At 48.7% G+C, this 24,687-nt stretch carries 20 protein-coding genes; 18 read left to right on the forward strand and 2 right to left on the reverse strand.

Annotated features, from left to right (window positions below; genetic code table 11):
• The first annotated feature begins 116 nt into the window (after positions 1–116).
• Entirely contained in the window at positions 117–1,469 is a 1,353-nt protein-coding gene (dcuC, locus tag SSARUM2_RS07735; protein ID WP_033654959.1) for an anaerobic C4-dicarboxylate transporter DcuC, read from the forward strand.
• Positions 1,470–1,500: 31 nt separating this feature from the next.
• Here the strand turns inward: dcuC and SSARUM2_RS07740 are convergent, their stop codons facing one another.
• Positions 1,501–3,084: a TerC family protein gene (locus SSARUM2_RS07740; protein WP_033654958.1), complete on the reverse strand. Its 1,584-nt coding sequence runs from the start codon at positions 3,082–3,084 to the stop codon at positions 1,501–1,503.
• A 609-nt stretch (positions 3,085–3,693) separates the two neighbouring features.
• Here SSARUM2_RS07740 and galU point away from each other — a divergent pair.
• On the forward strand, positions 3,694–4,590 hold the full coding sequence (gene galU, locus SSARUM2_RS07745; protein ID WP_033638708.1) for a UTP--glucose-1-phosphate uridylyltransferase GalU: 897 nt from the start codon (positions 3,694–3,696) through the stop codon (positions 4,588–4,590).
• Between the two features lie 53 nt (positions 4,591–4,643).
• Entirely contained in the window at positions 4,644–5,537 is an 894-nt protein-coding gene (locus SSARUM2_RS07750) for a sugar phosphate nucleotidyltransferase (RefSeq protein WP_033637738.1), read from the forward strand.
• Positions 5,538–5,738: 201 nt separating this feature from the next.
• Here the strand turns inward: SSARUM2_RS07750 and SSARUM2_RS07755 are convergent, their stop codons facing one another.
• Complete coding sequence (locus tag SSARUM2_RS07755; RefSeq protein WP_162091248.1) at positions 5,739–6,050, reverse strand: hypothetical protein; 312 nt, start codon at positions 6,048–6,050, stop codon at positions 5,739–5,741.
• Between SSARUM2_RS07755 and SSARUM2_RS07760 the strand changes: the two genes are divergently transcribed.
• The 15 genes from SSARUM2_RS07760 (at position 5,986) to wcaJ (ending at position 24,657) form a co-directional block, all read left to right on the forward strand.
• The gene (locus tag SSARUM2_RS07760; RefSeq protein WP_033637739.1) at positions 5,986–7,122 is read left to right on the forward strand and encodes a polysaccharide export protein; all 1,137 of its coding nucleotides are present in this window, start codon (positions 5,986–5,988) and stop codon (positions 7,120–7,122) included. The two genes, SSARUM2_RS07755 and SSARUM2_RS07760, sit on opposite strands and share 65 nt — an antisense overlap.
• A gap of 14 nt (positions 7,123–7,136) precedes the next feature.
• On the forward strand, positions 7,137–7,571 hold the full coding sequence (locus SSARUM2_RS07765) for a protein-tyrosine-phosphatase (protein WP_033637740.1): 435 nt from the start codon (positions 7,137–7,139) through the stop codon (positions 7,569–7,571).
• A gap of 12 nt (positions 7,572–7,583) precedes the next feature.
• Positions 7,584–9,731: a tyrosine-protein kinase Wzc gene (wzc, locus tag SSARUM2_RS07770; protein ID WP_033637741.1), complete on the forward strand. Its 2,148-nt coding sequence runs from the start codon at positions 7,584–7,586 to the stop codon at positions 9,729–9,731.
• Between the two features lie 88 nt (positions 9,732–9,819).
• A complete protein-coding gene (locus SSARUM2_RS07775) occupies positions 9,820–10,509 on the forward strand; it encodes an acylneuraminate cytidylyltransferase family protein (RefSeq protein WP_060427949.1) in 690 nt (229 codons plus the stop codon).
• A gap of 3 nt (positions 10,510–10,512) precedes the next feature.
• Positions 10,513–12,753: an N-acetylneuraminate synthase family protein gene (locus tag SSARUM2_RS07780; protein WP_282488650.1), complete on the forward strand. Its 2,241-nt coding sequence runs from the start codon at positions 10,513–10,515 to the stop codon at positions 12,751–12,753.
• The gene (locus tag SSARUM2_RS07785) at positions 12,754–13,992 is read left to right on the forward strand and encodes an oligosaccharide flippase family protein (protein WP_033637744.1); all 1,239 of its coding nucleotides are present in this window, start codon (positions 12,754–12,756) and stop codon (positions 13,990–13,992) included.
• Positions 13,989–14,495, forward strand: coding sequence for an acyltransferase (locus SSARUM2_RS07790; protein ID WP_071998120.1), 507 nt, complete (start codon positions 13,989–13,991; stop codon positions 14,493–14,495). The genes SSARUM2_RS07785 and SSARUM2_RS07790 overlap by 4 nt, the downstream gene beginning before the upstream one ends.
• A 47-nt stretch (positions 14,496–14,542) precedes the next feature.
• Positions 14,543–15,559 (forward strand): hypothetical protein, encoded by a 1,017-nt coding sequence (locus SSARUM2_RS07795; RefSeq protein ID WP_033646768.1) that lies wholly within the window; start codon positions 14,543–14,545, stop codon positions 15,557–15,559.
• 28 nt (positions 15,560–15,587) lie between these two features.
• On the forward strand, positions 15,588–16,727 hold the full coding sequence (locus tag SSARUM2_RS07800; protein WP_060418364.1) for a glycosyltransferase family 4 protein: 1,140 nt from the start codon (positions 15,588–15,590) through the stop codon (positions 16,725–16,727).
• A complete protein-coding gene (locus SSARUM2_RS07805; protein WP_033646766.1) occupies positions 16,727–18,061 on the forward strand; it encodes an O-antigen ligase family protein in 1,335 nt (444 codons plus the stop codon). The genes SSARUM2_RS07800 and SSARUM2_RS07805 overlap by 1 nt, the downstream gene beginning before the upstream one ends.
• 31 nt (positions 18,062–18,092) lie before the next feature.
• Positions 18,093–19,154: a glycosyltransferase family 1 protein gene (locus SSARUM2_RS07810; protein ID WP_060438921.1), complete on the forward strand. Its 1,062-nt coding sequence runs from the start codon at positions 18,093–18,095 to the stop codon at positions 19,152–19,154.
• On the forward strand, positions 19,151–20,215 hold the full coding sequence (locus SSARUM2_RS07815) for a glycosyltransferase (protein WP_060438920.1): 1,065 nt from the start codon (positions 19,151–19,153) through the stop codon (positions 20,213–20,215). The genes SSARUM2_RS07810 and SSARUM2_RS07815 overlap by 4 nt, the downstream gene beginning before the upstream one ends.
• 68 nt (positions 20,216–20,283) lie before the next feature.
• Positions 20,284–21,699 (forward strand): mannose-1-phosphate guanylyltransferase/mannose-6-phosphate isomerase, encoded by a 1,416-nt coding sequence (locus SSARUM2_RS07820; RefSeq protein ID WP_033637751.1) that lies wholly within the window; start codon positions 20,284–20,286, stop codon positions 21,697–21,699.
• A 63-nt stretch (positions 21,700–21,762) separates the two neighbouring features.
• Positions 21,763–23,136 (forward strand): phosphomannomutase CpsG, encoded by a 1,374-nt coding sequence (gene cpsG, locus SSARUM2_RS07825; RefSeq protein ID WP_060438919.1) that lies wholly within the window; start codon positions 21,763–21,765, stop codon positions 23,134–23,136.
• Between the two features lie 126 nt (positions 23,137–23,262).
• The gene (wcaJ, locus tag SSARUM2_RS07830) at positions 23,263–24,657 is read left to right on the forward strand and encodes an undecaprenyl-phosphate glucose phosphotransferase (protein ID WP_033638709.1); all 1,395 of its coding nucleotides are present in this window, start codon (positions 23,263–23,265) and stop codon (positions 24,655–24,657) included.
• Positions 24,658–24,687 lie beyond the last annotated feature (30 nt).

Raw genomic sequence — 24,687 nt, forward strand, 5'->3', positions numbered from 1 at the left:
TTCCCTCCGTTACCTTGATGAAGGTCATGAAGACTCACGCTCGATTTGTGCAGAGTAAGAGCATATTTTGCTATGACTATGCGCCTGAGCGCGAAAACATAACGAGTTGAGGAAACATGATAGAGCTTCTTATTGGCGCGGCGGTGGCGGCGGGCGTGGGCCGTTACATCATCAAAGGATATTCCGCCACCGGTGTCTTGATGGTGGGCGGGTTACTGCTGCTTGGCATCAGCGCCCTGATGGGGAAAACGCTGTTGCCGTCCGGCGCCGCGTCTACCGGCTGGCGCGCGACCGATATTATCGAATACGTCAAGATCTTGCTGATGAGCCGCGGCGGCGATCTGGGCATGATGATCATGATGCTGTGCGGTTTCGCCGCCTACATGACGCATATCGGCGCCAACGATGTGGTCGTCAAGCTGGCCTCGCGCCCGTTGCAGATGATCAACTCGCCTTATCTGCTGATGGTGGCTGCCTATTTTGTCGCTTGCCTGATGTCATTGGCGGTCTCTTCCGCCACTGGCCTCGGCGTATTGCTGATGGCGACGCTGTTCCCATTGATGGTGAACGTTGGCATCAGCCGCGGGGCGGCGGCGGCCATTTGCGCTTCGCCGGCGGCGATTATCCTGGCGCCGACCTCCGGCGACGTGGTGCTGGCGGCCAAGGCGGCGGAGATGCCGCTGGTGGACTTCGCGTTCAAAACCACGCTGCCTATCTCGATTGCCGCCATCGTCTGCATGGCCGTGGCGCACTTTTTCTGGCAGCGTTATCTCGACAGGAAGAGTGATGAACAGCATCACATCGTGGACGTCAGCGAAATCAAAACGCATGCGCCGGGGTTCTACGCGATACTGCCGTTTACGCCAATCCTCGGCGTGCTGATCTTCGACGGCAAATGGGGGCCGGAGCTGCACATCATTACCGTGCTGGTAGGGTGCATACTGTTGGCGGCATTGATTGAGTTCGTGCGCAGCTTCAGCGCCAAACAGGTATTCAGCGGCCTGGAAGTGGCGTATCGCGGCATGGCGGACGCATTCGCCAGCGTAGTGATGCTGTTGGTGGCCGCGGGCGTCTTCGCGCAGGGGTTGAGCACCGTCGGCTTTATCAGCGGATTGATCGGGTTGGCGCAGTCGTTCGGCACCGGCGGTTTGATCATGATGCTGGTGTTGGTGGTGATTACCATGCTGGCGGCCATGACCACCGGCTCCGGCAATGCGCCGTTCTATGCGTTTGTCGAACTGATCCCGAAACTGGCGGCGCAGATGGGCGTGAATCCGGCCTACCTGGTGATCCCGATGCTGCAGGCGTCTAATCTCGGCCGCACGCTGTCGCCGGTCTCCGGTGTGGTGGTGGCGGTCTCCGGCATGGCGAAAATCTCGCCGTTCGACGTGGTGAAGCGCACTTCGGTGCCGGTGATTGTCGGGCTGGTGGTGGTGATCGTGGCGACGGAGCTGCTGGTTCCCCAGTAACACAAAGGCCGGGCAATGCCCGGCCTCAATGTTAAACCTCGTAGTCCTCCGCTGGGAGAGGCGGGGTGATCTTCACTTTAAGGATGCGGTGGCTGTTGACCTCCAACGGCTCGAACAGGTAGTCACCGATCCTGATTTGTTCGCCTTCTTGCGGCACGCGCTGGCTGTGTTCCATCAATAGCCCCGCCAGCGTGTGGTATTCGCGCTTTTCTTCCAGCGGCATCGGCAAGTACAACACCAGATCTTCCAGCGGCATATAGCCGTTGGCGATCCAGCTGCCGTCCTCGTTTTGCTGAATGTCGTGGCGTGCGTCCACCTCTTCGCCGGCCTCCGGCAGGTTGCCGGCGATGGTTTCCATCACGTCCGTCAGGGTGACGACGCCTTCGACGGAGCCGAACTCATCGACCACAAAGGCAAAGTGCGTCTGCGCCTGGCGGAATTGTTCCAGGGCGCTTAACAGCGTGAGCTGTTCCGGGAAGATCAACGGTTGGCGTATCAGCGCACGCAGATCCAGCGGCGCCTGCGCCAGCTGCTGTTTGAGGACGTCGATGGTGTGGATCACGCCCAACGGCTCATCGCTGGCGCTGCTTTCCACCACCACGATGCGCGTGTGCTGATTACGCTCCAGCAACTGCGTCAGCTTTTCCTGCGGATCGTTCAGCTCAAGGTATTCGACGTCGTGACGCGAGGTCATGATGCTGCTGACGGTGCGCTGCGCCATGCCCAGCACGCGTTCGATCATGCGCCGCTCTTGCTGGTTGAAGATCTCGCCGTTTTCGCTGTCGCTGTCCGCCAGCAGGTTGGCGGAATGGCTGTCGACCTCCGCTTCTTCATGTTTGCCGCTCAGCATGCGCAGCACAGCCTCGGCGGTACGTTCGCGCAGTGGCCGCACCTTTGACAGGAAACGACGGCGGTTGAACTGCGCCAGTTGGTTCAATGCCTCGATCATTACCGAGAAGCCGATCGCCGCGTAGAGATAGCCTTTCGGAATGTGGTAGCCGAAGCCCTCCGCCACCAGGCTGAAACCGATCATCAGCAGGAAGCTCAGGCATAGAATAACGATAGTCGGGTGAGCGTTGACGAAACGCGTCAGCGGTTTGCTGGCCAGCAGCATCAGGCCGATGGCGATACAGACCGCGATCATCATCACCGCCAGGTGATCGACCATCCCAACGGCGGTGATCACCGAGTCGAGCGAGAAAACGGCGTCCAGCACCACGATCTGCGCCACCACCAGCCAGAAACGTGCGCCTTTGCGCGCGCCGTGCTGCTCTTCATCCTTGCCTTCCAGCCGCTCATTAAGCTCCATGGTGGCTTTGAACAGCAGGAATATCCCGCCGACCAGCATGATCAGATCGCGACCGCTGAAGGGGTGCTCCGCGACGATGAACATCGGTTTGGTCAGCGTCGCCAGCCACGAGATGGAGGCGAGCAGCGCCAGACGCATGACCAGCGCCAGCAACAGACCGACGACACGGGCCTTATCTCTTTGTTGTTTTGGTAGTTTGTCCGCCAGAATGGCGATGAAGACAAGGTTGTCTATACCCAGCACGATTTCCAGCACGACCAACGTGGCCAGGCCGGCCCAAATTGTTGGATCAGCGATCCATTCCATACGCCCAATTTCACCTGTAAGTTCTACGGCTTATGCCGCTCGGGAATGATGGGCGTTGAGGCGGCAAAATTCAACTTTAATCGGGAGGACGTGGATCAGAACAGGAGGATTGCCGCAAACATCGATCGGCGCTGAGTGGCCAACGGAGCCAGGGGCCGGAGGGCGCAAATATCTACCGGGATGTATGCGCTCAGAAAAGAAACGCCTTATTAAATTTATTTAAATCAAAACATTAAAACAATTTTCCTTGACTATGATTCTTATCGGTATCAGGCATGAGTAGTCTTATTCTGAAAACGGCTGGCTGGGGGGATCTAAGGCTTGTATCACTTAGACATTAGTATAAGAATCTTAGTCATATAACGGCAGTAACTAGCATTGTTTGGTTATAAAGGCACCGGTTTTTTTACTTTTTTGTGAACGGCATGGCAGTTCAAACGAAGAATGAGAGCCGTTTTGCATAAAAATTGTTTGGCTCATGCAATGACGTGGTGGATACGTCATAACAGTACTTTGGTAGCTGCAAGCCAAGGGCGGTAGCGTGCCCGATTGAATCCCTTTGTTCACGCTGCGCAGGTGAATGCAGCGCTACGATGAATTGGAATGAAAATGCAAACAAGACTCAAGGCAGTGATCCCCGTTGCGGGGTTGGGAACCCGTATGTTGCCGGCGACCAAGGCGATTCCTAAAGAAATGTTGCCCGTGGTCGATAAGCCCTTAATTCAGTACATTGTTGCTGAATGCGTGGCGGCGGGGATTAAAGATATCGTATTGGTTACGCACTCATCTAAAAACGCGATTGAAAACCATTTTGACACTTCGTTTGAGCTGGAGGCCATGCTCGAAGCGCGTGTGAAACGTCAGCTCCTGAGTGAAGTGCAAAGTATTTGCCCGCCGGACGTTACCGTGATGCAGGTGCGTCAGGGACAGGCGAAAGGGTTGGGGCATGCGGTGCTGTGCGCCAAGCCAATGGTGGGTGATTCTCCTTTCGTTGTGCTGTTGCCCGATGTTTTATTGGATGATTCTACGGCGGATTTGCGTAAGGAAAATCTGGCTAAAATGATCCAGCGTTTTGGTGATACGGGTTACAGCCAAATCATGGTTGAACCGGTGCCGGAACAAGATGTGTCCAAATACGGTGTGGTAGATTGTGCTGGCGCGACGATCGCGGCAGGAGAAAGCGCGCCGATGACGGCGGTGGTTGAGAAGCCGGCCCGCGAGGATGCGCCTTCCAATCTGGCCGTCGTCGGCCGATATGTGCTTGCCGCCGATATTTGGCCGTTACTTGAGAAAACCCCTCCCGGCGCGGGCGATGAGATTCAACTGACCGATGCGATTGCGATGTTGATGGATGAGCAAACGGTGGAAGCATTCCACATGAGCGGCAAGTCCCACGATTGCGGCGACAAGTTTGGCTATATGAAGGCGTTTGTGCAGTATGGTCTGCGTCACGGTACGGAAGGTGAGAATTTCAGCCGCTGGTTGAAGCAGACGTTAGGAAAGTAACAGGTTGTCGCCACCGCGGCTGAAAGCGATCACGAGATTGAATGAGGTCTACCATGACGAAGTTGAAAGCGGTTATTCCCGTTGCCGGATTGGGCATGCGTATGCTGCCGGCGACCAAAGCGATTCCGAAAGAAATGTTGCCAATCGTTGATAAGCCGTTGATTCAATACATTGTCAACGAATGCGTCGCGGCGGGGATTAAAGAGATCATCCTGGTGACGCATTCTTCCAAGAACGCCATTGAAAACCATTTCGATACCTCATTCGAGCTGGAGGCGATGTTGGAGGCGCGCGTGAAACGGCAATTGCTGGATGAGGTGCAGTCGATAACGCCAAAAGGCGTGACGCTGATGCACATTCGCCAAGGGCAGCCTAAAGGACTGGGACATGCCGTTCTCTGCGCTAAGCCGTTGGTCGGTGATTCTCCGTTTGTCGTGCTGTTGCCGGACATCTTGCTGGATGACGCGAAAGCCGATTTGAAGAAAGACAACCTGCCACACATGATTGCGCGCTTTGAGCAGACCGGTCTTAGCCAGGTTTTGGTGCAAAAGGCAGACGAACACGTACTGCACGATTATTCCGTGGTGGAGTGTGAGGCCAGCAGCCTGGCTCCTGGCGAAAGTGCTCGTATCACATCAATTATCGAAAAACCGGCGCCGGAAACCAAGTTGGAATCCAACTACTCGGCGGTGGGGCGCTATGTCTTGTCTGCAGATATTTGGCCGCTGCTGGAGACCACGGAACCGGGAGCCTGGGGGCGCATTCAACTGACCGATGCGATAGCAGAATTGTTGAAACGCAAACCGGTAGAGGCGACAGAGCTGGTGGGGGAATCGTTCAACTGCGGCGAAAAACTGGGTTACCTGCGCGCTTTTGTCACTTATGGCTTGCGTCACCCGACCCAAGGCAAAGCGTTCCGCGAGTGGGCTGAACGGCTGTCGCTTTGAGTAAAACTTATCGCTTCTCTCGATGAGGGCCGTTGCCATCATGGCGGGAGAAGCTAGAATAGTTGTTGAATTTTGGGGAATTTCACTGTTCCAATTTTTATTTTAGTATACATTCTACTGCGAGTAGCCAAGTTGCTATGGCGAGAGAATTTTATGCGTATGGCCGTCTGATTCTGACAAGTCGCTGTTATTTTTAAAAAATTAAAGCTTTAAACTTGCCTCCGCACTGATTTTTACCGGTGCCGGGCATTTCAGTTTATTTACCTCGCTCATAATAGCTTTGCTCTTATCAACGGCAGATAAACGTTCTTGATAATTGCAAACAGAGCTTATGTTTTGAGACGGCACAGCAAGCGACAGACAGTTTGATAAGGTTACAGAGACGCTGCCACGGTTGGCGCGCATAGTAGCTTTGCAGATACATTTACCTGAAAGTGATGATAATTTGATGGCAAAACGACAATTGAAAGTGATATCGCTATTGATATCGATCAGCGTAATCAGTGGATGCACCGTGTTTCCTGGAACCCATTTATCGACCAGCGGAAAAGAAGTCGTAAAACAAGAAGATGCTGACTTCGATATCGATAAGATGGTTAACATTTACCCGATGACACCGAAGTTGTTGGACTCGATGCGTCCGACAAAGGTGGTTGCTCAGCCGAATGCGCAGTTGGACGCATCGCTGCGCACGTATGAATACCGGATCGGGGTAGGTGACGTCCTTAATGTCACCGTTTGGGACCATCCAGAATTGACCACGCCTGCGGGCCAATACCGCAGCGCCAGCGACACAGGCAACTGGGTACACTCCGACGGCACGATTTTCTATCCTTATATCGGTAAGGTTAACGTGGTGGGTAAAACCGTTACCCAAATTCGCGATCAGATCGCCTCCCGTTTGGCTCAGTACATCGAAAGCCCGCAGGTTGACGTTAATATCGCCGCTTTCCGCTCGCAAAAAGCTTACGTGACGGGCGAAGTTACCAAATCCGGGCAGCAGCCTATCACCAACGTACCTTTGACGGTGATGGATGCGATCAACGCCGCCGGCGGGCTGACGGAGAATGCCGACTGGCGTAACATCATCCTGACCCACAACGGCAAAGAACAGCGTCTTTCATTGCAGCAATTGATGCAGAATGGGGATTTGACTCAGAACCATCTGCTCTATCCTGGGGATATTCTGTATATTCCGCGCAACGACGATCTTAAAGTGTTCGTCATGGGTGAAGTTAAAACCCCATCGACGCTAAAAATGGATCGCAGCGGCATGACGCTGACGGAAGCGCTGGGCAATTCTCAGGGGATAAGCCAAGCTGCGGCAGATGCGACCGGTGTCTTCGTTATCCGCCCACTGCACGGAACACAGGGCGACAAACTGGCTAATATTTATCAGCTCAACATGTCTGATGCGACAGCATTGGTGATGGGGGCTGAATTCCATCTGCAACCGTATGACATTGTTTACGTGACGGCAGCGCCTATCGCGCGTTGGAACCGCCTGATCGTTCAGCTGGCACCAACCATCGATAGCTTCAACAATCTCACGGAAGGCTCACTGCGTATCCGTAATTGGCCGTAGTAGGGAGGCTAGCCATGTTTGATTCTATCTTGGTTGTCTGCGTAGGTAATATTTGCCGCTCCCCTACGGGGGAGCGTCTCTTGAAGCAGCATCTGCCGGACAAAGAGATCGCTTCCGCAGGCATCGGTGCCTTGGTTGGCAAAACCGCGGATAAGAGCGCTATTTCCATTGCGGAAAAACATCAGCTGTCGTTAGAAGGGCATGAAGCCAGGCAGTTGACGAAAGAAATGTGCCGGGAATATTCATTAATTCTGGTTATGGAGAAAGGGCATATTGATGCTGTTTGCCGCTTGGCGCCGGAGGTCAGAGGCAAAACCATGCTTTTCGCCCATTGGTTGGGGCAGAAAGAAATTCCCGATCCTTACAGAAAGAGCGCCGAAGCGTTTGAGTTTGTTTACCGCCTTCTTGATGATGCAGCCCAAAAATGGGCCCAGGCATTAAATCGTTAACCAGAGATTACAATGACTGATAATACGAAACCAGGCTTATCAACAGCCAATAATCATGATGAGATTGATCTAAGTCGCTTGCTGGGAACTTTAATTGATCACCGCTGGCTCATCATCGGGATTACAGCGTTATTCTCTGTTGCCGGTATCATTTATTCCCTGTTCGCCACGCCTATATATCAAGCTGACGCCATGGTTCAGGTTGAGCAAAACGTCGGGAACTCGTTGGTCAACGACCTATCTCAAATGCTGCCTAACAGTCAGCCGGGTTCTTCCACGGAGATTGAACTGATCAAGTCACGCATGGTGACGGGTAAGACTGTCGATGATCTGAATCTTGAAACGGTGGTGCAGCAGAAGTACTTCCCGATTTTTGGCCGCGGCTGGGCTCGTTTGACGGGTACCGAACCTGCCAAAATTGCGCTGTCCCGTCTCAATGTGCCTGCCAACTCTGACGATGTTGAGCTGGAATTGACCGTGATTGATGCCCAGCAATATGTGCTGAGCAACAACGGCACTGAGATTATCAAGGGGAAAGTTGGCGCGCTGGAGAGTGGCCATGGGATTTCTTTGCTGGTTAGCGAAATTTCGGCGGAGCCAGGCACTGTCTTTGAAATCGCCAAGTTGCCGCGTTTGGTGGCGACCAACAATCTGCTGGATGCTTTGACGGTTGAAGACAAAGGTAAAGACACCGGCGTGCTGGCGTTGAGTCTGGTCGGGGATGATCCTGTCTTGGTGCGAAACATTCTTGACAGCATCAGCAAAAATTACCTGTTGCAGAACGTCGAACGTAAATCGGAAGAGGCGGCTAAAAGTCTGGACTTCCTGAAAGATCAGTTGCCTGAAGTTCGTAGTTCTTTGGATAGTGCCGAAGATAAACTCAACCGTTTCCGTCAGGCGAATGATTCTGTCGATTTGTCCCTTGAAGCGAAGTCTGTTTTGGACACGATTGTGGGGGTTGAGGCTCAACTGAACGAGCTGACGTTCAAAGAGGCGGAAATTTCCAAGCTTTATACCAAAGAGCACCCGGCTTATCGTGCATTGATGGAAAAACGCGCCACGTTGCAACAAGAAAAAGATAAGCTGAACAAGCGCGTTAGCGTTATGCCGAAGACCCAGCAGGAAATCTTGCGTTTGACCCGTGATGTACAGGCAGGGCAAGAGATCTACATGCAGTTACTGAATAAACAGCAAGAACTGGGCATCACCAAGGCAAGCACAGTCGGTAACGTACGTATCGTGGATCCTGCCGTTACGCAGCCTCGTCCGGTTAAACCGCAAAAAACCATTATCGTTTTGATAGTCACGTTGTTAGGCGGTCTATTCTCCACCGGTTTCGTTTTGCTTAAAACCATGCTGCATCGCGGCATCGAAAGTCCGGAACAGTTGGAACAGCAGGGGATCAACGTTTACGCGAGTATTCCGCTGTCCGAATGGCAGCAAAAGAGCGACCGCGAGACCATGCTGTCCGGCAAGCGCAGCAGTAACAGGAGTTACACCCTACTTGCCGTGGGCAACCCGGCGGACTTGGCGATTGAAGCCGTCAGAAGCTTGCGTACCAGTCTGCATTTTGCCTCGCTGGAAGCCAAAAATAACGTTCTGATGATTTCCGGTGCCAGCCCAAGCATCGGTAAAACGTTTGTCAGCATTAACCTGGCGGCGGTGATCGCCCAGGCGGGTCAGCGCATTTTGGTTGTTGACGCCGATATGCGCAAAGGTTATGCCCACTCGTTGTTGAACTGTGAATTGGGATTGGGGTTGTCTGACGTGTTGTCCGGCCAGGCGTCGGCGCAGCAAGCGATCAAGCAAACATCGATCGAGAATCTCAGCTTTATCTCGCGCGGCAAGATTCCTCCGAACCCATCGGAGTTGTTGATGCACAACCGCCTGACAGAGTTCCTGGAATGGGCGGGCAAAGAGTATGACATCGTGTTGGTCGATACCCCACCGATCCTGGCGGTAACGGATGCCGCTATTGTGGCGCGCAATGTCGGCACGACGCTGTTGGTTGCACGTTACGGCGTGAACTCGCTGAAAGAGATTGAGGTGAGTATTCGTCGCTTCGAACAAAATGGCATGGAAATTAAAGGTATTATCCTTAACGCCGTTGAAAATAAATCGGGTAGCGCCTACGGCTACTACGCTTACGAATATAAATAAACTCCCTTCTATGTAAAAGCTCCTCATTATGAGGAGCTTTCTGATTCATTCAAAAGTAATGCATAAAATCCAATTTCGGAGAGAATAAATGAGTAATCTTGCAATTATTCCGGCAAGGGGTGGGTCGAAAGGTATTCCCAAAAAAAATATTAAAGAAATTGCAGGTAAACCATTAATCGCTTGGAGCATAGAGCAGGCATTAAATTCTTCGAGTATTGATCGTGTTATTGTTTCTACAGATTGTGAAGATATCGCTGCCGTAGCCAGAGAATATGGCGCGGAAGTCCCGTTCATGCGTCCGGCCCATCTGGCGAACGATACCGCTGCGACTGAGCCCGCGCTTTTGCATACGCTGGAGTGGTTGGCTGAACATGAGAGTTACCACCCTGAGTATACCGTCCTGTTGCAGGCTACTTCTCCTGTTCGCAAAGATGATGCGATTGATTCTGCAATCAGAAAGATTCTTGAAAAGAAAGCCGATTCACTGCTGAGCGTATGTGAGTTTTGGCATTTCTTGTGGGAAAATGAAGATAATCCGAAAGCCTATTACGACTACTTAAACCGTCCGCGTCGGCAAGATATTAAGCCTGAAAATATCAAACTTAAAGAAAATGGTTCAATTTACGTTACGAAAAGCGAAATTCTCCTCAGTACCGGTAATCGTCTTGGTGGCAAAGTTGTAGCGCATAAGATGTCGGAAGAGGAAAGCTTTGAAATTGACACCATGCTGGACTGGGCGGTTGTTGAAGTAATTTTGAAAAATTGGAGTGGGAGATAATTTATGTTAATTCAGAAAAAAATATCTGACTTTTTAGTGTTTGAAACCGAATCAATCATTAAAGCCTTAGAAAAAATCAACTCGAATAAAAAACGCATTATTTTTGTTGTCACCGAAGACGGCAAGCTGTGCGGCTCTTTCTCAGACGGTGATTTCCGTCGTTGGATCACTAACGGTGACTTCGATCTGAGCCGCGAAATGTCGGAAGTGATGAATCAGAACGTCCGCTATAAAAAAGTGGATGCGCCACGCAATGAGATTGAATCGCTGTTTTCGAATGGCGTTGACGTTCTGCCGCTGGTTGATGATTATCGTCGTTTGGTCGCCGTTGCGCTGCAAAGCGAAAAAGGCCTGACGATTGGCAAACACACTATCACGGAAACCTCGCCGACTTACATTATTGCTGAAATTGGCAACAACCATAATGGCGATATTAAGCTGGCTAAGCATCTGGTTGACCTGGCGGTTGACGCGGGCGCCGATTGCGTCAAGTTCCAAATGCGCGATCTGAGCTCTTTGTATAAGGGCGGCAACGATAAAGACAAATCCGCCGATCTTGGCGCACAGTACACGCTGGATCTGCTGAGAAAATTCCAGCTCAGCAATGAAGAACTGATTGAAGTGTTCGATTATTGCAAGGAGAAGGGGCTGACCCCGCTGTGTACTCCTTGGGATCTGAAGAGCCTGGAAGTGTTGGAAAACTACGGCATGGAAGGTTATAAGGTCGCTTCCGCTGACTTCACTAACCACGAAATGTTGGCCGCGTTGGCCGCTACGGGCAAACCGCTGATTTGTTCTACCGGTATGTGCAGCGAAGCAGAAATCAAAAGCTCGGTAGACTTCTTGAAATCGAAAGGTGCCGAGTTTGTGATCCTGCATTGCAACTCTACGTATCCGACGCCGTTCAAAGACGTCAACCTGGCCTATATCAAACGTCTGCAGCAGGTGACGGGCTGCTTGGTCGGCTATTCTGGCCATGAGCGTGGCATTTCAGTGCCGATCGCCGTGACCGCGCTGGGCGCAAGAGTGATCGAAAAACACTTCACCATCGACAAATCCATGGAAGGCAACGACCACAAGGTGTCGTTGTTACCCCCTGAGTTCAAAGAGATGGTCGTACGTATCCGCGAAGTTGAAGAGTCCATGGGCAACGCCGGCGAACGTACTATCACCCAAGGCGAAATGATCAACCGCGAAACTCTGGCAAAAAGTTTGATTATCAATCGCGATCTGAAAAAAGGTGAAATCATCACTCGCGAGATGGTTGAAGTGAAGAGTCCGGGGCAGGGTCTGCAGCCTCTTTATCTGGAGCAATTGGTCGGTAAGAAAGCCAATCGTGACCACGAAAAAGGCGGGTATTTCTATGAGTCGGATCTAAATGATGTGGCGATAGAAGCCAAGGACTATGATTTCAATCGTCCGTTCGGCATTCCAGTGCGCTACCACGATTACGGCAAGTTGAAGAATAAATCCAATCTGGACTTCGTCGAGTTCCATCTGAGCTATCAGGATATGGAACTCGATTTGACAGAATTCTTCTCCGGCGCTGAAAATATCGGTTTTGCGGTACATAGCCCCGAGCTGTTCGCCAACGATCATATTTTGGATCTGGCGACGGATGATCCCGTTTATCTTGCTCATTCGATCAAACAGCTGCAGCGTGTCTGCGATGTGACTCGCGCGTTGAAGCAATATTTCCCGAAAACTGAGCGTCCGGTCATCGTGGTGAATGCAGGCGGTTTCAATACCACCGGTTTCTTGCCAAAAGAATCACGTCAGGCGATGTACGAACGCATTGGCGCCGCTCTGGGTGAAATCAATCAAGAAGGCGTTGAAATCATCATCCAGACGATGCCTCCGTTCCCATGGCACTTTGGTGGTCAAAGCTACCATAACCTGTTTGTCGATCCGGACGAGATTAAAGCGTTCTGTGAGAAATACGGCTACCGCATCTGCTATGACACGTCGCATTCCATGATGGCTTGTAATTACTACCAATGGGATCTTCATGAGTTTACCCAGAAGGTCGGCCCTTACACCGCACATATGCATATTGTTGATGCTTTGGGAGTGGATGGTGAAAGGGTACAGATCGGTAAAGGCGATGTGAACTTTGACGAGCTGGCTGATGATCTGCGGCGTCATGCGCCGGGAGCGCAGTTTATTCCTGAAGTGTGGCAGGGGCACAAAAACCAAGGGGAAGGGTTCTGGCATGCGCTTAACTTCCTGGAAAAGTATCTGTAAATGAGTAAAGCCATTATGGGGGCTGCGGCCTTGTCGGTAGGGGACATTCTCGGCAAGGTCATCGGCTTCATCATATTGCCTTATTTGACAGCACACCTAGGCGCGTCGGGGTACGGCGCGCTGACTCTTTATTTGTCCGTTATTCAGATCTTGATCATTTTCATTTCGTTCAGTGGTCAAGGTCTGTTGCCGGTCAAATACATGCAGGAGGGGGAAGGGAGCTCCCTGGTGTTCCGCAGAGATAACATCGCCTTGGCTTTCGCGTCGAGCGCGCTACTGGTGGCTATATTCTACATTGTCACACTGGTCACCAAGATCTCTGTTTCTTTCAGCGACGGTTTTCTGGTTGTTTTGGCATCTCTGGCGCAGGCGCTGAACTTTATCAATTTATCGCATTTGCGCATTAGTCAGACCTATAAAGTTGCCGCTATCGGCCAATTTTTGCTTTCCGCATTCAACGTTTTATTCACTATCGCTCTTTTTGAAATGATAGCGTCGACGCCAGGACAACGTTTGATAGCGATCGCGGCATCATTTTTCAGCATTCAGCTGGCCTACGAGTTCTTTGTTTACAGAAAAATAGCGGTTGAACGCAGCGTGCTCCAACCGTTGCGTAAGCGTTATAAGGAAATCATTAGCTACGGGGTATCCCTATTGCCACATCATGGCAGTTATTGGATTAAATCCTCGGTGGATAGATTCTTCATAGCGCATTACATGAGTACGGCGGTAGTCGGGGTTTATGGCTTGGCGTTTCAGCTAACCTCTATCGTTATGCTCTTTTTCGGCGTAATCAACCAGGCGTTCCAACCTTTCATTTATCGCAAGCTTAAAGCGAACGATTTTAGAGGGGTCGAGCTCATTCAATATGGTTACACAGCTCTGGTTATCGTTTCGTGCATTATTTACTTCTTTATTTTGCCATTTGCTTTCCCGTATCTGTTTAATGCTGAGTTCAATCGCGCCATTTATTATTTCAACATTCTTTTGCCTGGAACTGCATTTTTATCGATTTATTATATTTTTACGCACTCACTGTTTTACTATCGTAAAAATAAATTAATCTCAATTATTACCATGGGTTCGATGATAACGCATTTGATTGGTATATTTGTCATCACCATGACAGAAATCAAAGTTGAGTATTTCTGCCTGGTTTATGCAATTTCTAGTTTTTATGCGTGTGCAGTGACTTTTTATTGTGGCAAGCGACAGATCAGTATTGAGAGGAAAAGATGATAGCAAGTCTTAAACGATGGTTGCGAAACTTACGTAAGCAGCGTTATCGTTCAAAAGTTATCAGAATGGCTGAAAGATGTGGTCAAGATCCGAAAATTAACTTTTTAACTATCGTTAATAATAAAACCCGACTTGGTGATAACTTTAACTCCAATGGTTTGACGGTGGTTGGAAAGGGCGGTGTTACTATCGGTGATAATTTCCACTGTGGTTTTGGTTGTGTATTGATCACAGAAAATCACAATCATCATGGGAATGCGATTCCCTACGATAACACTTATGTGATTAAGGATACGCATATCGGGGATAATGTTTGGCTTGGGATCAATGTGATTGTTCTGCCCGGGGTTTCCATTGGGGAAGGGGCCATTATCCAAGCCGGCAGCGTGGTGGTTAAAGATATAGAGCCCTACGCTATAGCCGGCGGCCATCCAGCGAAACCCTTTTCGCAACGCGATGTTGCTCACTATCTGCAGCTTAAGGCTGAAGGCAAATTTCATTGAACGGCAGTTATACATTCATGCCCGTAGCTTAATCGGATATTAGAAATATGAGTAAATACATTGCGTATATTGAGTCACCGCTTCAGGCTTTTAATCTCATTGAGTATCTTGATGCGAAAAACATTGTGCTCGATCTGCTGATTGTCAATAAGCGTTCGGCCAATTCTGCGTTGAATCACGGGCAGATTGTTTATCTGTTGAACATGATTAAGCATCGCTCCCTGGAAACCATTGATGTTGAAGGGAAACTGGGTAATGCTTTTGATATTAAACGGCAATTGAAGAGTGTAACATCGGTGGTGAGTGCGAAGGAAACTGTCACTTTGATTGCCGGTGAGTATCGCGCGAGGGTTTTTTGGATTTTAGCGCATAAATATTCGAGAAGAAATGTGGTCCTGCTGGATGATGGTACGGCAACGCTCAGAATTAAACGCTACAATAATCTCACTGCTCGGGGCGTCGTGAAGTCGGTTTTCCTCAAGTCACTTGGTATGACCAATAATGAGAGAGAAAAAATAACCTTTTTCTCTGTTTATGACATCGAAGGTAATGTTTCAAAAAGAGATGTGGTCGTTAAGCACAGTTACCAAAATTTTAAGGCTAAACTGGCCAGTCTTCCTGATGGAAAGAACAGGGTCTTCATTATAGGTACGCCGCTTTATGAGGCAGGGGTAACGTCTGTTGATGATATTGACTTGACGCTAAGAATGATAAATGACTTAAAGTCAAATCAGATGGGTGCCGAGCTTGTTTATATTCCCCACCGCCGCGAGCGTGAAGAGAAAATAGATGAAATCAGAAAGTCTGTAGAGGTCCGTCGGTTGGATTTTCCCTTTGAGGTTTATCCCATTGTGGCTGGTGAGAACGTCAGTTGTATAGCCGGATTTTATTCATCATTGTATGACAATCTCGTAAAAATATATGATGAAAAAATTAAAATAATCGCTTACGTTCTTGATGAGAAAGTTTTATCGCCAGAGTGGAGTGGTTTTGTTAACGCGATTTATAAAAACTATGAGAGTTATGAAAACGCGGATATTACGCTGATTAAAAACAAATTTTAATTTTATAAATTTACCGTGGTGATGGAAAATGAAGATTGCTTTAATTAACACACTTTATGCTCCTTATAAAATCGGTGGTGCTGAAGTATCAGTTCAGTTGTTGGCTGAAAGCCTGCAACGAGCCGGGCATGAAGTTGGTGTGTTTTGTCTTCATGAATTTGATGAGATAAAATATGACACTCTTAATGGCGTTCATATTGCTTATTTACCTCTCAAAAATATGTACTGGCCATTTCAGGCTTCTTCGGCAAGCAAATTAAAGAAAGCGGTGTGGCATCTGCTTGATTCTTATAATCCATTTATGGCTCGTGCCATGCGTAAGGAGCTGCGCAAATTTTCTCCGGATGTGGTGCATACCAACAACCTCAGCGGTTTTTCCGTCGCAGCGTGGCGAGTGGCCAAGAAGCTGGGGGCGCGCGTGGTACACACGACTCGCGATTATTATCTATTCCATCCGAACGGCACGTTGTTTAAACATGGCCAAAATATGGACGTACAGTCGTCTGCAGTGCGCATCGCATCTTTTCTGAAGAAAAAAGCCAGTCAGCGCGTAGACGTTTTTGTTGGCATAAGTAAATATATTTCCGCCTTGCATCGGGAAAATGGATTTGCGCGCAACGCGGTACATACGCATATCTACAACCCTGTCGCCGCGATAGAGTATGTACCGACCGTCAACGAAAAGGTCAGGATCGGTTTTGTCGGTCGCCTCACCGAAGACAAAGGTTTTGATGAGTTTTGTGCTCTGGCAAAACAGGCCAGCGGCGATCCGCAGGTTGCATTCTACGCCGCCGGCAGATTCAATGGTGACGCCGCTGGCGAGAAGTTGAAGGTGTTAGCGTTGGAGGCAGGTATTCATTTGCTTGGCTTTATCAAGATTGAAGAGTTTATGACGCAGATTGACGCCGTTGTTCTACCAACGCGATGGAATGAGCCCTTTGGGCGAACCGTTGCGGAATCGGCCATCTCTGGTAAGGTTGTGTATACGCCTTTCAATGGCGGAGTGGCAGAAATCGCAGCTTTTTATGATAATATTTTCGAGCTAAAAGATTTTTCTGTCGCCAGTGTGGTTAGCGTCGTGAGAGAAAATAACAACAAACCGCGTCGTTCATTTTTTGAACTAGAAAAAATAACCGATGCTTATGAGAGCGTGTATAGAGGGTCATAATGAGGGTATCGACAAAGTCGTTGGTTGTTTTTCTTTTGCTGATGTACATGACATTGCTCTCATTGAATGGCGTTGTGACCGTCGCTGCGTATATGTCGACCAGGGCACTTTTATTATATAAAGACTTTTTTGCCATGGCAGTACCGGTTTTCGTCCTAATCTTGCTTTTTGCGCGTAACCCTAACGTGTCAAAACAGTGTAGAAGCGTAATGATCTTTTTCCTGTCGATGGTGATCTTCTCGTTAGTTTATGTACTTTTAAGTATGATCACCGGCAGGTTTGATTTCTTCCGCTCTATCGTTCAGTTTCGCTTAGAGTTACTGACATTCGGTTCTTTTTTCTTTGCCGCCGTTTTACTTCTTTTTGAATATAATGAGCGTGTCGAGATTGTTAATAAAATCATTAAGTACTATATTTTCTTTGCCGTGTTGAATGCGCTCTTTGCGGTCGCCGAATCCAGTTTGGCAGGCCTGCTTTATGCACTAATCGGTTTTGACCCTGGCCCACAGTTGACACAGTTTGGTAAAGAATATGGTCTTCTGTTACGCACCATTCAGGGGCAATTACGTGCTTTTGGTCTGCTCACCGGGCCATTCAGCCTCAGTGAATATCTGTTTTTTGCACTGGTATTATCGCCTTATGTAAGCGAAAAAAATCGCAAGAAATATATTCTTCTCATTATGGTTGGGATCGCATTTTCAACATCGAAAACGGCGATTATCATGGCACTGCTTTATATCATGTTCCTGATGCTGAGACGCTTTTTCTCTCAACGTTTTAGCCTGAATTCAGTCACTATGGTAACGATGGTCTTGTCACTGTTCTTTTATATTACGACGACCAATTACAGTATTTATGAGATGATATTCCCGAAGGAGAATGCTTACGCGGAGAACAGCATTTTACTTCGTACGGTCAATATAGAAGCCGTGCGAGCTGACAGTGAGTATTCGCCATTTATCGGTGCTGGGTACGCTGTGAATGGCAACGCGGTGGTTGGTGATGACAATACGAACTCAATCCCGCTTGATAGTATGTATATCTACATGTTGTCGAATTACGGTAATGTCGGCATTATCCTTCTGGTTATTGTCGCTACGTTAATTCTTGGCATTCTTTATCAGCGTACTCGTCTTGGCCTTAATCCCAGTGTTTACCTATACTGGATGATCTCGCTTTCGATGAATTTCGTTTATAATAACCCGTTGACAAACTATCCAGGCTATATATTCGCAATCATAATATCGATTTTGTTATTATCGATTAGAACGCCGGAGACGGGTTCCGTGAGTCGCTCAAGAAAGAATGTAGGTTATGTGCAATCGCTACATTGACACGGTATTATTTAAAATTGCGAGGTAATTAATGATTTATGTCAATGCGCGATTCTTAACGCAGGATTTGACAGGGGTTCAGCGGTTCGCTCAGGAAATATGCCTTGCGCTGAGTAAGATTAGGCATGATATCGTTTTTGTCTCGCCATCTAACATTATTCACCACGATATCGCGTCGCAATTGAATGTTCAGGTGGTGGGTAAGAAAAGCGGTCACTTTTGGGAGCAGGTAGAGCTTCCTACTTTTTTAAATAAAAATAAAAGCCCGCTTCTAATAAATCTTTGCAATACGGCTCCGATCTTTTATCGTAATAAAATTGTTACTCATCACGATGTTATATATAAACGCTACCCGCAAAGTTACTCTGCAAAGTTTCGTTTCGTTTATAATAACTTTGTTCCCCTGATGTTGCGTCACAGTAAGGCGTTGATTACAGTTAGCGAATTTTCTAAAAAAGAAATTAGCCAGGCATTTGACTACCCATTAAATAATATTTACGTAATCTATAATGCGGTGTCCGAGCAGTTTAAACCCATTGCGTCGGCGTCCAATACAGAACGCCCTTATTTATTGGCCGTTTCGTCTCCAAATTATCATAAGAACTTTCATGGTCTGATTGCCGCTTTCTCTCAAATGGCAAACGGCCAGGATGTGACGCTGAAAATCATTGGGGCCGCCAACAAGAATTTCGCGGATGTTGGGTTTTCGACGGAAGGAACTGCAACGAACGATAACATACAGTTTTTGGGGCGTGTGAGCGATCAACAGCTTGTAGAACTCTATTCTCATGCTCGCGCCTTTGTGTTCCCCTCTTTATATGAAGGGTTCGGCATTCCTCCGTTAGAAGCGCAGGCTTGTGGTTGTGCGGTAGTAGCGTCCAATCGGGCTTCTATGCCCGAGGTATTGTCGAAGAGTGCATTGTACTTTGATCCGGAAAACATCCTGGAAATGAAACAGGCACTGGAGCGGATTATGCAGGATGAAGCGTTGCGCCAAATTTTAATCGCTGAGGGATTTACGAATGTCAAACGTTTCGATTGGATGCGTTCGGCAGCAGCGTTGAGCGAGATAATGACGAGATCTATGCAATGAAAAAAAAAGTGCTGCATGTCGCCGAAACAGTGAAGGGTGGCGTCGCTACGGTAATTAGACAACTTGTACAGCAAAATGATGAATTTGATTTTTACTGTGTGTTGCCCGATAGTCAATATCGTGAGATTGGCGCTTTCCCCGCAGAAAAAATGAAGGTATTTACGCGGACAGGGAGAAATATTTCTTCGTTTATCTCTTTGGCTATTAACTATATCCAGATAGTACGCAAAGAAAAACCGGATGTCATTCACGTCCACAGTACTTTTGCGGGGGTTGTTTGCCGACTGTTAACACCATTGGTAAGAATGACATGCAGGCCTAAAATTATTTATTGTCCGCATGCTTTTTCTTTCCTGATGGACACATCAGAAAAGAAAAAGAAGATTTATGCCAAGATAGAGAAAATTCTGCAAAAGAATACCGATGTTATCATCTGTACCAGCGAATATGAGAAACGAACGGCACTGATGGCCGGATTGAGTCCCGATAATTTGACTGTGGTGTATAATGGCGTTGAACCCCCTGTAACGCTGTCGGATGATACCAATCCTTATCGCCAAGATAAAATAAATATATTGTTTGTCGGCCGTTTTGATTATCAAAAAGGATTTGATTTGGTTCAGCGGATTGCCGACGAATTGGATGACAGATTTTTAATCACGATCGTCGGCGGCAATGTACACGCAAAAGAGCAACCGGCATCACATGCCCGGATGGATTTTAAAGGTTGGTTGACTTCGGCAGAGATGGCGCCTTATTTCACCTACGCCGACGTGTTGTTGATGCCAAGCCGATGGGAGTCGTTCGGTCTGGTCGCCGTTGAAGCTGAAAGCTATGGGTTGCCCGTTGTCGCCAGCCGCTGCAGTTCATTGCCGGAGGTGGTGAGCGAAGGCGTTACGGGGTATCTGTTTACGACCAATCAGGCCGATGAGGCCGTTGAGATATTGAATGCTCGCGACCAACGCGATTGGAGTGCAATGAAAGTTGACTGTGTCGATTTCTACAATGCTAATTTTACTTCAGAAAAAATGATATCCAATACTTATCGTCATTACAGATAATCGATACATCCGTTTTTTGGAATGAAAATAATTTTTTTACTATTTATATTTAATCGGTGAGAGTAAAAATGAGTAACCTTTATCCTGTTATTATGGCTGGGGGAACAGGGAGTCGCCTGTGGCCGCTTTCTCGTGAATTATTCCCCAAACAGTTCTTAGCGCTGTGCAATGAATTTTCCATGTTGCAAACGACAGTCATGCGGCTTAAAGGGTTAGAGATTATTAATCCTCTTGTTATATGTAACGAAGAGCATCGTTTTATCGTCGCTGAACAACTGCGCCAAATCACGCGTTTGTCGCATAATATTATTCTGGAGCCGGTAGGGCGTAATACGGCGCCGGCGATTGCGCTTGCCGCTTTGCAGGCGGTTTCCAGCGGTGACGATCCGCTCATGTTGGTTTTGGCCGCGGATCACGTCATTCAGGACGAAGCGATTTTCCGCGATGCGGTCAATCAGGCGATTCCTTATGCTGAAGCGGGAAAACTGGCTACTTTCGGCATCGTTCCGACGGGCCCGGAAACGGGCTATGGGTATATTCAAAAAGGTACCAGCGTCGACGGTTCCAGTATCTGCGGCGTTTCGCGCTTTGTCGAAAAGCCTAATCTTGAAACGGCGCAGCAGTATCTGGCCAGCGGCGACTATCTCTGGAATAGCGGTATGTTTTTGTTCAAAGCCAGCCGTTACCTGGAAGAATTAGGCCGTTTCCGCCCAGATATTCTGGACGCGTGCAAGCAGTCGCTTGCGCATTTGACCCCCGATATGGACTTTATCCGCGTTGACCGAGATGCATTCATTGCCTGCCCGGATGAGTCTGTCGATTATGCCGTGATGGAACAGACTGCCGATGCTGTCGTCGTACCCCTGGATGCGGGATGGAATGACGTGGGATCATGGTCTGCGTTGTGGGAAATCAGTGAAAAAGACACAAAAGGGAACTCTACTTTCGGTGATGTTCTTGAGCATAACTGTTCAAATAACTATATTCGCGCGGAGCATAAATTGGTGGCCGCTGTCGGGGTGACCAATTTGGTTGTGGTTGAAACCAAAGATGCCGTGTTGATTGCCGATAAAGATAACGTCCAAGACGTAAAAGAAATCGTCAACCAACTGAAGCGACAAAAGCGTTCCGAAAGCAAACAGCACCGTGAAGTTTATCGTCCGTGGGGCAAACATGATGCGATTGCGCAGGGCGATCGCTTCCAGGTGCGCCGCATTACTGTAAAGCCAGGCGAGAAATTGTCCTTGCAGATGCACCATCATCGTTCGGAACACTGGGTAGTGGTGTCAGGCACTGCCAAAGTGCATACCAATGGTAAAATGCAACTGATCAGTGAAAACGAATCCGTTTATATCCCTCTTGGGGTCGAACATTCTCTCGAAAACCCGGGAAAAATCCCGCTGGATTTGATTGAGATTCAGTCGGGTGCCTATTTGGGAGAAGACGATATCGTGCGAATCGGCGACTCCGCTCAGCATAATTAATCATTTTGGTGCGGTGGATATTTGAGCCGCATCACTGTATTTACGTTTGGTAAGGATCTCAACATGTCTCAATCATTGACTTGTTTCAAAGCATACGACATTCGCGGGCAGCTGGGTGAAGAGCTGAACAACGATATTGCCTATCGTGTCGGCCGTGCATATGGGGAGTTTTTGCAACCTAAAAGCGTTGTCGTCGGGGGAGATATCCGTTTGACCAGCGAGGAACTGAAACTCGCGTTGGCGGAAGGGCTGCGCGATGCCGGGGTTAATGTTCTGGATATTGGCGTCAGTGGGACGGAAGAAATTTATTTTGCCACTTTCCACTTAGGTCTCGATGGCGGCATAGAAGTGACGGCCAGTCATAATCCTATGGATTACAACGGAATGAAGCTGGTGCGTAGCCAGGCTAAACCGATCAGCGGCGATACCGGTTTGCGCGATATTCAGCGTTTGGCAGAAGATAATAACTTCGCTGCGGTGGATCCGACCCGACGCGGCAGCTACGAAACAATATCGATTGAAAAAGAATATGTGGATCATCTGCTGAGCTATGTGAATACGGCTAACTTCAAACCGTTGAAGCTGGTCGTCAACTCCGGCAACGGCGCTGCAGGTCACGTTATCGATGCTGTCGAATCGCGTTTCAAGCAGCTTCAGGTGCCGGTTGAATTTATCAAGGTTCACCACCAGCCTGACGGCAATTTCCCCAACGGTATCCCTAACCCGCTGCTGCCGGAGTGTCGGGAAGATACGGCGCAAGCAGTGCGTGCGCACAAGGCGGATATGGGAATCGCGTTTGACGGTGATTTCGATCGCTGCTTCTTGTTCGATGAACACGGCGGATTCATTGAAGGTTACTATATCGTTGGCTTGTTGGCGGAGGCGTTCCTGGAGAAAGACGCTGGGGCGAAGATCATTCATGACCCGCGCTTGAGCTGGAACACCATCGACGTGGTCATGCAGGCAGGCGGGGTGCCGGTGATGTCGAAAACGGGCCATGCATTCATTAAAGAGCGTATGCGCCTGGAAGATGCCGTTTACGGTGGTGAGATGAGCGCCCACCATTACTTCCGCGACTTTTCATATTGCGACAGCGGCATGATCCCATGGTTGTTGGTTGCTGAGTTGCTGTGCATTAAAAACAAGACGCTCGGGGAGTTGGTCGGGGATCGGATGATCGCTTATCCAGCATCGGGTGAAATTAACAGCAAACTGCAAGATCCAAAAGCTGCAATTGAAAGAGTACTCAATCGCTATCAGCCTTCGGCACTGGAATTTGACACGACCGATGGCATTAGTCTGGAATTTGCAGACTGGCGATTTAATTTACGTAGCTCAAATACTGAGCCGGTGGTGCGTTTGAATGTCGAATCACGAGCCAATCCTGCACTGATGCAGCAAAAAACAGAGGAAATACTGGCCTTGCTTCGACGCTGATCTCTGGTTTTAAAGCTATATTTTAATGCTGGGCGAGCGGTATATGCCAGCGTTGTGAAGCGATATAGGTACCAGAGAAAACTAACAAAAGGCATCTATACTATGATAGTTAATAGGCAGTTATCTATGAACGGTTTCCGTCGGGGCGTGTTGCATACTAATGCGTCTCTTACTTCAATGCTTCAGCGCTTCTCTGATATTTTCGTTATCTTTAGCGGGCTGTACTTGTCTTGCCTAATCTCCGGTGCCGCATTTAGCGTGCAACACTGGATTATGGTATTAATATCGATCGTTATCTTCCAAATGATTGGTGGGATTACTGACTTTTATCGTTCGTGGCGTGGTGTGCGTGCGGGGCTGGAGATCCAGCTCATTTTGCAAAACTGGTCGCTGAGCCTGCTGTTGACCTCAGGAACGGTGGCGTTGATAAATGTCTTCAATAACGAGTATTCCGTCTATATCCAATGGTATCTGCTGGTCTGCTGCGGTTTGGTCATTACGCGCAGCGTGATCCGGCTGCTCTTGGGATACATGCGCAATATTGGCTTCAATACCCGTAATGTGGCCATCATGGGTGCGATGCCCGTCGGTATTCGTCTGGCAGAATCTTTACGTGACGCGCACTGGATGGGATTTAAAGTGTTGGGCATTTACGACAACGATAATTCTCCGTTGAACAGCAAAATCGAACGCTGCGGCGACTTGTCTCAGCTCGTGAGCGACGCGAAAAGTGGGCGTATCGATAGGGTCTATATCGCAATGTCGATGGAGCAGGAAAAATTGATCAAAGATACGATCGCGGATCTTTCTGATACGACCTGCTCAGTGATGCTGATCCCGGATATCTTTACGTTCAACATATTACAGTCGCGATCGGAAGAGATTAATGGCGTTCCCGTCGTTTCGTTATTCGATACGCCAATGAGCGGGATTAATCAGGTAATTAAGCGTATTGAAGACATCATTCTGTCAATATTTATTTTGCTGTTCATTTCTCCGGTTCTGTTGCTGATCGCCTGCATGGTCAAATTTACCTCTTCCGGGCCCATCATTTTCAAACAAAGGCGTTATGGCATGGATGGCAAGGCCATCGAGGTATGGAAATTCCGCTCGATGACCGTGATGGAAGATGGCGATAAAGTCGTTCAAGCGAAAAAAGGGGACGCGCGCCTGACGCCGGTCGGCTCCTTCTTGCGTCGTACCTCTCTGGATGAATTGCCGCAATTTGTCAATGTACTGAAAGGCGACATGTCGATTGTAGGCCCAAGGCCGCATGCCGTGGCACATAATGAACAGTATAGAAAGTTGATCAACGGCTATATGCTGCGCCATAAAATGAAGCCGGGTATCACGGGGTGGGCGCAGATCAACGGTTGGCGTGGCGAGACGGATACGTTGGAAAAAATGCAAAAGCGCGTTGAGTTCGATCTCGACTACATCCGTAACTGGAGCGTTTGGTTGGACATTAAAATCGTCTTCCTGACCATTTTCAAGGGATTCATTAATAAAGCGGCGTATTAGATTTTCTTTAAGGATGTCGCGCCTGGGAAA

This window comes from Serratia sp. K-E0102, assembly GCF_029962625.1.
GTDB classification, from domain to species: Bacteria; Pseudomonadota; Gammaproteobacteria; order Enterobacterales; family Enterobacteriaceae; genus Serratia; species Serratia sarumanii.

Coding starts and splice junctions, on each gene's coding strand:
- SSARUM2_RS07820 (WP_033637751.1), top strand. CDS start 20,284: ATGAGTAACCTTTATCCTGTTATTATGGCTGGGGGAACAGGGAGTCGC.
- SSARUM2_RS07785 (WP_033637744.1), top strand. CDS start 12,754: ATGAGTAAAGCCATTATGGGGGCTGCGGCCTTGTCGGTAGGGGACATT.
- dcuC (WP_033654959.1), top strand. CDS start 117: ATGATAGAGCTTCTTATTGGCGCGGCGGTGGCGGCGGGCGTGGGCCGT.
- SSARUM2_RS07780 (WP_282488650.1), top strand. CDS start 10,513: ATGTTAATTCAGAAAAAAATATCTGACTTTTTAGTGTTTGAAACCGAA.
- SSARUM2_RS07805 (WP_033646766.1), top strand. CDS start 16,727: ATGAGGGTATCGACAAAGTCGTTGGTTGTTTTTCTTTTGCTGATGTAC.
- wzc (WP_033637741.1), top strand. CDS start 7,584: ATGACTGATAATACGAAACCAGGCTTATCAACAGCCAATAATCATGAT.
- SSARUM2_RS07740 (WP_033654958.1), bottom strand. CDS start 3,084: ATGGAATGGATCGCTGATCCAACAATTTGGGCCGGCCTGGCCACGTTG.
- SSARUM2_RS07810 (WP_060438921.1), top strand. CDS start 18,093: ATGATTTATGTCAATGCGCGATTCTTAACGCAGGATTTGACAGGGGTT.
- galU (WP_033638708.1), top strand. CDS start 3,694: ATGCAAACAAGACTCAAGGCAGTGATCCCCGTTGCGGGGTTGGGAACC.
- SSARUM2_RS07750 (WP_033637738.1), top strand. CDS start 4,644: ATGACGAAGTTGAAAGCGGTTATTCCCGTTGCCGGATTGGGCATGCGT.
- wcaJ (WP_033638709.1), top strand. CDS start 23,263: ATGAACGGTTTCCGTCGGGGCGTGTTGCATACTAATGCGTCTCTTACT.
- SSARUM2_RS07775 (WP_060427949.1), top strand. CDS start 9,820: ATGAGTAATCTTGCAATTATTCCGGCAAGGGGTGGGTCGAAAGGTATT.
- SSARUM2_RS07760 (WP_033637739.1), top strand. CDS start 5,986: ATGGCAAAACGACAATTGAAAGTGATATCGCTATTGATATCGATCAGC.
- SSARUM2_RS07800 (WP_060418364.1), top strand. CDS start 15,588: ATGAAGATTGCTTTAATTAACACACTTTATGCTCCTTATAAAATCGGT.
- SSARUM2_RS07790 (WP_071998120.1), top strand. CDS start 13,989: ATGATAGCAAGTCTTAAACGATGGTTGCGAAACTTACGTAAGCAGCGT.
- cpsG (WP_060438919.1), top strand. CDS start 21,763: ATGTCTCAATCATTGACTTGTTTCAAAGCATACGACATTCGCGGGCAG.
- SSARUM2_RS07765 (WP_033637740.1), top strand. CDS start 7,137: ATGTTTGATTCTATCTTGGTTGTCTGCGTAGGTAATATTTGCCGCTCC.
- SSARUM2_RS07795 (WP_033646768.1), top strand. CDS start 14,543: ATGAGTAAATACATTGCGTATATTGAGTCACCGCTTCAGGCTTTTAAT.
- SSARUM2_RS07815 (WP_060438920.1), top strand. CDS start 19,151: ATGAAAAAAAAAGTGCTGCATGTCGCCGAAACAGTGAAGGGTGGCGTC.